8 protein-coding genes and 1 pseudogene are annotated in these 5,804 nt (G+C 69.7%); 4 read left to right on the top strand and 5 right to left on the bottom strand.

Annotation, left to right across the window (positions count from 1 at the left end; genetic code table 11):
* Nucleotides 1–501: 501 nt before the first annotated feature.
* Nucleotides 502–678, bottom strand: a complete 177-nt coding sequence (locus tag ACWD0Y_RS35955) for a hypothetical protein (protein WP_450264463.1) — start codon at nt 676–678, stop codon at nt 502–504.
* Between the two features lie 29 nt (nt 679–707).
* On the opposite strand from ACWD0Y_RS35955, the gene ACWD0Y_RS35950 reads away from it, so the two are divergent.
* On the top strand, nt 708–1,082 hold the full coding sequence (locus tag ACWD0Y_RS35950) for a VOC family protein (RefSeq protein ID WP_450264462.1): 375 nt from the start codon (nt 708–710) through the stop codon (nt 1,080–1,082).
* 66 nt (nt 1,083–1,148) lie between these two features.
* Here ACWD0Y_RS35950 and ACWD0Y_RS35945 read toward each other — a convergent pair whose 3' ends face one another.
* Entirely contained in the window at nt 1,149–1,259 is a 111-nt protein-coding gene (locus ACWD0Y_RS35945; RefSeq protein ID WP_450264461.1) for a helicase associated domain-containing protein, read from the bottom strand.
* A 132-nt stretch (nt 1,260–1,391) separates the two neighbouring features.
* Between ACWD0Y_RS35945 and ACWD0Y_RS35940 the strand changes: the two genes are divergently transcribed.
* Nucleotides 1,392–1,580, top strand: coding sequence for a hypothetical protein (locus ACWD0Y_RS35940; RefSeq protein ID WP_450264460.1), 189 nt, complete (start codon nt 1,392–1,394; stop codon nt 1,578–1,580).
* Between the two features lie 163 nt (nt 1,581–1,743).
* The gene (locus tag ACWD0Y_RS35935) at nt 1,744–2,559 is read left to right on the top strand and encodes a hypothetical protein (RefSeq protein WP_450264459.1); all 816 of its coding nucleotides are present in this window, start codon (nt 1,744–1,746) and stop codon (nt 2,557–2,559) included.
* A gap of 304 nt (nt 2,560–2,863) precedes the next feature.
* On the opposite strand, the gene ACWD0Y_RS35930 is transcribed toward ACWD0Y_RS35935, so the two are convergent.
* The 3 genes and pseudogenes from ACWD0Y_RS35930 to ACWD0Y_RS35920 all read right to left on the bottom strand — a co-directional run.
* Nucleotides 2,864–3,241 (bottom strand): fic family toxin-antitoxin system, toxin component, encoded by a 378-nt coding sequence (locus ACWD0Y_RS35930; RefSeq protein ID WP_450264458.1) that lies wholly within the window; start codon nt 3,239–3,241, stop codon nt 2,864–2,866.
* A complete protein-coding gene (locus ACWD0Y_RS35925) occupies nt 3,241–3,462 on the bottom strand; it encodes a hypothetical protein (protein ID WP_450264457.1) in 222 nt (73 codons plus the stop codon). Before ACWD0Y_RS35925 ends, ACWD0Y_RS35930 begins: the two co-directional genes overlap by 1 nt.
* Nucleotides 3,463–3,805: 343 nt before the next feature.
* A pseudogene (locus ACWD0Y_RS35920) lies at nt 3,806–4,198 on the bottom strand (VOC family protein); the annotation flags it as partial.
* Between the two features lie 135 nt (nt 4,199–4,333).
* Here ACWD0Y_RS35920 and ACWD0Y_RS35915 point away from each other — a divergent pair.
* Nucleotides 4,334–5,707: a cytochrome P450 gene (locus ACWD0Y_RS35915; protein ID WP_450264456.1), complete on the top strand. Its 1,374-nt coding sequence runs from the start codon at nt 4,334–4,336 to the stop codon at nt 5,705–5,707.
* Nucleotides 5,708–5,804: the final 97 nt, after the last annotated feature.

Genomic DNA, 5,804 nt, shown 5'->3' with positions numbered 1-5,804 from the left:
TGGAAGACGCCGTCGAACTCTTCCTCCGTGACGAGGAAGGCGTAGTGCTGGACGGTGATCGACTCCGCGGAGCCCGGCGGCAACGGCACCGCCGCCACGTCCACCTCCGACGGCACCACCGGCGCCACCGGCGCAGCCGGAAAGACCACCCTCCCCTGCTGAACCAGCGCACACCGGCCAACGCAGAGGTGAAGGCAGCCAGCCCCTGCTGACCCTGATCCGCACCGTCTGACCGCAGCCCGAAACGTGCCCGGCTGACCAGCCCTCAGCCGGGCACCCTGCTGTCCACCGCCCAGACTGCGCACCCCAGCTCGACGCCTCCAGCTGGGCCGCGCCCGCCATCGCATCCTTCGGCGGCAGACTCCGCTGCGTCCATCGCGGCTGACGGACATTTGCCCAGGTGCCCGTTGCGTTCGTAGATCGCAGGGGCATGCGGATGAAGGAGGCCGGGGGCCAGGTGCCCTCGCTGGCGTCGTTGCACCGGGCGGTGCGCTGGGACCTTCAGGCCGGCAGGTCCTGCCCGGCCGCGTGGTGGTGCGGCAGGAGTGGGAGCAGCAGCAGGCGCGGCAGGCACTGGCTGACCTTGCCCTGGCCGGGCCGCGTCAGGGTGACGCGGCGGGCGGAGTACAGCGCTCTGGGCCGGCCGGCAGTGGTCTGTGCGTGTGCAGACAGGTGCATGGGGGCGAGCCTGGGGGCAGGGTGGGGGCATGACGGTGATGCTCGGTGGCTTTGTTCTCGGTACTCCTGATCCGCTCGCGCTGGCTGATTTCTACCGTGCCCTGCTGGGCTGGGAGGAAGTCGAGCGGGAGCCTGAGTGGGTCCGGCTGCGGGCTCCGCAACAGGAGCGCCCCAGCCTGAGTTTCCAGTTGGAAGCCGACCACACGCCCCCAATCTGGCCACAACGCCCCGGCGCTCAGCAGATGCAAGCGCATGTGGACCTGCAAGTCGACGACTTGGATGCGCAGACCGAGCGAGCTTGCGCCCTGGGCGCGACGCTGGAGGAGTACCAGCCTCAAAAGGGCGTACGGGTCCTGCGTGACCCTCACGGCCACCCGTTCTGCCTCTTCCTCCCGGGCGCTTGAACCCCCTTTGGCACCGGGGCGGCATCTCCCTGCCTTCACAGTGACGGCCCCCTGTTCTTCTGCCGGTTACGCCCACCGCATGCCGATCTTGGACAGTTGCTCGATCCGCTCGGGTGCCAGCGTGGCGGCCCTGCTGCGCTGGTTCCCGACCCAGGCCCCCAACTTGCTGACTCTCACTTCAGCGCCTGAGTGTCTTCTCGTTCTGGTGTCCGGGGAATACGGATCTGAGTGGTATGTCCTCGACACGTGGTGAGGCGGCGACGGGCCCCTCGTGAGAATGCCCAGTACAACGAAACGAGAATCAGCAGGATGGCCGGCCACATCCACGGCGAAGACGGCTGCGACGGGTGCGAAGGCAGCCGCGACGCCAGAGGCCACGACTGGCAGACCCGCATGCGCGGGATCTCCGAACTGCAGCCGAACATCACCAAGTGGTTCGACCGGGATATCTGGACCGCCGCACTCAACGACAGCGGGTTCACCGTCACCCACCGCTGACCAACCCCCTCCCGATTTCCGGGTGCTGACCCCTCGAAGGTGAAAAGGTGGCTGCTGCTACGGGCGTCGATGATCCTGAGCGCCCCGCGCACGAATTCCGTGCGGCGCGACGGGAGCAAGGCCCACAATCAGCGCGGCACACGACCACCAGGAAGGCCTCACGATGGACGAGCTGCGCTTCGACGAACCGATCGGGTCCATAGCCGTCGGGCACCGCGACAACGGACTGATGCTCCTCAAGGGCCTCGGCACGCACACCCTGCGCCTGCAACTGGAGGTGAAGACGCCGGCGGCCGCGGAGGCCGGCCGGGTATTGACGCTGGAGACCGATCTGCACGCCCCGTACGGCAACGGGACGCCGATCTGGCTGGGAACGTCCACCGTCACGGCGTCTTTCCGCCCCGGCGAGATCGCGCGGCCGCACGTGCAGTACGCCCTCACCAGCGCGCAGCTTCCTGCCCTGGACGAGCACCGTTCCGGCGACCTGCGCCTGGAGGTCAACCTCCGGGCCGTGCTCCCCCAGGCGACTGGCTACCCGGGCTGCCCGGACGCGCGGCTGTATCTCGACGTCGCGGAGAGCCGGTGGCGACAGCAGCTCGAAGCCCTCGGGCGCTCGCTCGCCGTGGAGATGTCCGTGCCGTTCCCGGCAGACGATGAGCCCTTCCAGGACGCCGTCGGGTACCTCCTCCAGGCGCAGCGACGACTGCGGGACGACGACATCGACGGTGCCATGCTTGAAGTCCGCCGCACGCTGGAGCGCATCAAGCTCACAAGCGGCTGGGGCTGGCCGGGCAAGAAGGACGACCGCGAACGCACCGTGGACGAACGCTGGGCCGCGATCCGCAAGGCCGTGGAAGACCAGGCGAGCGGCAGCCTGCACAAAGACGGCGTCACCAGGAACTTCACCTACAGCCGAACCGACGCCGAGACACTGATCGCCATGGCGGCCGCGCTGCTGCGCCTCCTGGGTCGGAACTGACGCATCGGCGGCGAGGCCAATCACTGAATAGTTCGTCGACCTTGACGAGCAGCCTCGGGGGCCAACTGAAGATCGTCGCTGAGATGCGCAGCTTGTCCCCCGGTGCCAGAGGGCAGGCCTCCGGATGGCGGGCCCGGGGCACCTCGCACATCATGCCCAGCGCGACATAGCGCGCCCCAGTCCCTACCCGCTCCCCGACCTCCAGAAGCGGACTCCTACTTCGAGGACATCGAGGAGGCCTCCTGGTGGTACATGGCCGCCCGCCTGCCAGGGGGCCGGCCATGCCGTCCCCGTGGGCCATGGGTCAGGCGAACCAGTTCCTCACGGCGGCGGCGGTGTCGCGAACCGTCAGTCGCCCGTCGGTGACGGCGGCGACGAGGTCGGCGGCGTCCTGCGTGGTGATCTTGACTTGCTGGCCGCTGGCCTGGAGGTAGGCGGCGGCGACCATCGCGGCGAAGAGCTCGTTGCTGTGCTCGAGCGCGGGGACGCGGGCGAGGCTGTGCAAAAGGGCCGCGGCCCGGTGGTGGAGTTCGGGGTAGACGAGGGTGCCCATCACCGTGTGGCGGTGGCGGGCTGCTGCGGCGGCCACGGCGCCGTAGTCCGTGACGTCCGGATCGCCGGGCACATACGCCTGCGCGATCTCCAGGAGCCATCCTTCATCGATGGAGACAACCGGTGCCATCAGGCGACGGCCTGCCTCTTACCGCCACCGAAGCGGGCCGCGAAGCCCTCGGCGTGCTCCGCGGCGAATGCCTTCGCGGCCTCGGTGAACCGGGCGCGCGTGATGTCGGCGGTCAGCAGCTTGGCGGCGTACTGCTCCGGCGGGGCGTGCCCGCCGGCCGCGAGGCGCTCCAGCTGCTCGTAGGTCTCGTCATCGACCTCGATACGAATCTCTTTGGCCATGCCCCTCACCGTATCGGGACCGAACCGGCAGGGGGAGCCCCAGCCACCGCAACCGCCGGCACCCCGGCCCCCTCAGGGCCGCCACTGTCCGGTCTCCGCTCCCTCTCCGAAGAAACCGGTTCAAGATGCTTGGTCGGTGGGGTGGTTCTCGGCCCTTGAAGGGTGAGGCCGCACCAACGGCCAGCCCGGCGTTGCCCCTGCCCTGGGCGCGCCGAACTGCTGGCCTGTGCCGCGCCTGCAAGGACGTGGTGTCTGGCCGGTCGGACGCCAGGCTCTGGTGGAACAGAAGTTCGAGGGGAAGGGTCATGACCACACCTGAACCGGCCAAACGCGCGGCGGCTGCCCTCATGTAGAGGATCGACGCGCCCAGTGCCGTCAGCCGGGCGACCTCTCCGTCCACCCGCTCGCGCCGGAGGGCGAGCGGGGCCTCCCGGCCGCCGCCGACCTTCAGGTCCAGATGCACCCGATTCTTGACCGTCTTCGGCTCCGGGACCTGCTGGAACCAGATCCGCGGCCCGATCCCCTTCGGGTCCACGACGGACTCGGGCAGCTCCCCGGCCCCGTCGGCCAGTTCCTCCGCCGGGACGCCGATCGACTCCCAGTACGCCCGCCAGGTCGCGTGGCCCTCCGGCGGCGGCTGCGGTACATAGCGCAGGGCCTCCGCCCAGAAGAGGACGAGCCTCTGGGGATCGGCACAGTCGATGGTGATCTGCAGGGTCATGTCGAGGGGCTCCATGGGACGAGCCTGCAGGCGCCACCGCCAATCGAGCCAACTCTCCGGATCCGGCCCGGTGTTCGTCCGAGGCTACCGGTGAGTCACCCGGTGCGGGACAATCACCGGGCCGGTGACGATCAAGGGGGCAACGCACACATGGCAACCACCAGCACGATTCCGGGCCCGGCGGGGCTACCGCTGCTCGGCTCGATGTTCGACCTCAAGAACGACTCCCTCGGTACCTTCCTGAACTCCCAGCGCGCACACGGGGACGTCGTCCGGATCACCGCCGGACCGCCCGGCATGCGCGGCGTCGTCTACGGCGTCTTCTCCGCCGAAGGGGCCCAGCAGATCCTGGCTACCGAGTCCGCCAACTTCCGCAAGGACAACCACTTCTACCAAGAAGTCCGCGAGTCCTTCGGCAACGGACTGCTGACCAGCCAGGACGAGGACTACCTGCGCCAGCGCAGGCTCGTCCAGCCGCTCTTCACCCGCCGCCGGGTCGACAGCTACGCCGAGGCCATCGCCGCCGAGGTGGAAGGCGTCACCTCGAAATGGCGCACCGCGACGGACTCCACCGTCGACGTCCTCGACGAGATGACCCGACTCGCCCTGCGCGCCGTCGCCCGCATCCTCTTCGGCACGGACGTCGAGGCGGCCGTCGAGATCGTCGAACGCGCCTTCCCGGTCATGGGCGACTACGTCCTGCGCCGCGGGTTCTCGCCCGTCAACATCCCCCGCGACTGGCCCACCCCCGGCAACCGCCGCGCCGCAGCCGCGCACGAGGAGCTGTATGCCGTCTGCGACCGGATCATCGCCGAGCGACGGGCGGCCGGGCAGGACGCCGGGGACGGCGGCGGACAGGACCTGCTCTCCCTCCTCGCCGAGGTCGAGAGCGCCGAGGACGGCAGCTTCGACGCCTCAGAACTGCGCGAACAGGTCCTCGTCTTCCTGCTCGCCGGACACGAGACGACCGCCACCTCCCTCGGCTTCGCCCTCCACCTGCTCGCCCTCCACCCGGAGCAGCGCAAGCGGGCCCACGAGGAGGTCGACCGCGTCCTGGCCGGCCGTACCCCCGGCGCCGCCGACCTCGAGGCCCTGCCCTACGTGACCCAGGTACTCAAGGAGGCCATGCGGCTCTTCCCGGCCGCACCGGTCATCGGCCGCCGGGCGGTAGCCGCCACCGAGATCGGCGGCCACACCATCCCCGCCGGCGCCGACGTGATCGTCGCCCCCTGGGTCACCCACCGGCACCCCGCGTACTGGGAGGACGCGGAGCGGTTCGACCCCGAGCGCTTCACCCCCGAAGCCGAGGCGGGCCGCCCCCGCTACGCCTGGTTCCCCTTCGGCGGCGGCCCGCGCGCCTGCATCGGGCAGCACTTCTCGATGCTGGAGTCCGTGATCGCGCTGGCGATGATCCTCCAGAAGTACGACCTGGAGGCGATCGACACGGAAGTGCCGGTCAGCTCCGCGATCACCCTCCGGGCGACCGGCCCGGCACGCTGCCGCGTCCGGCCCCGTACCGCCTAGGTCCAATACCGGTGACTTTGAGTCGTGCTGGTCGTTGGTTGTGGTGTGCCAAGGCCTGGACAGGTGAAGTCGTCGGGTGAGCGGTTGTCGGACCGGA

It is taken from the genome of Streptomyces altiplanensis, from assembly GCF_053591575.1.
Note: the sequence above shows the minus strand (reverse complement) of the source record. Positions and strands in the feature narration are given on the sequence as shown.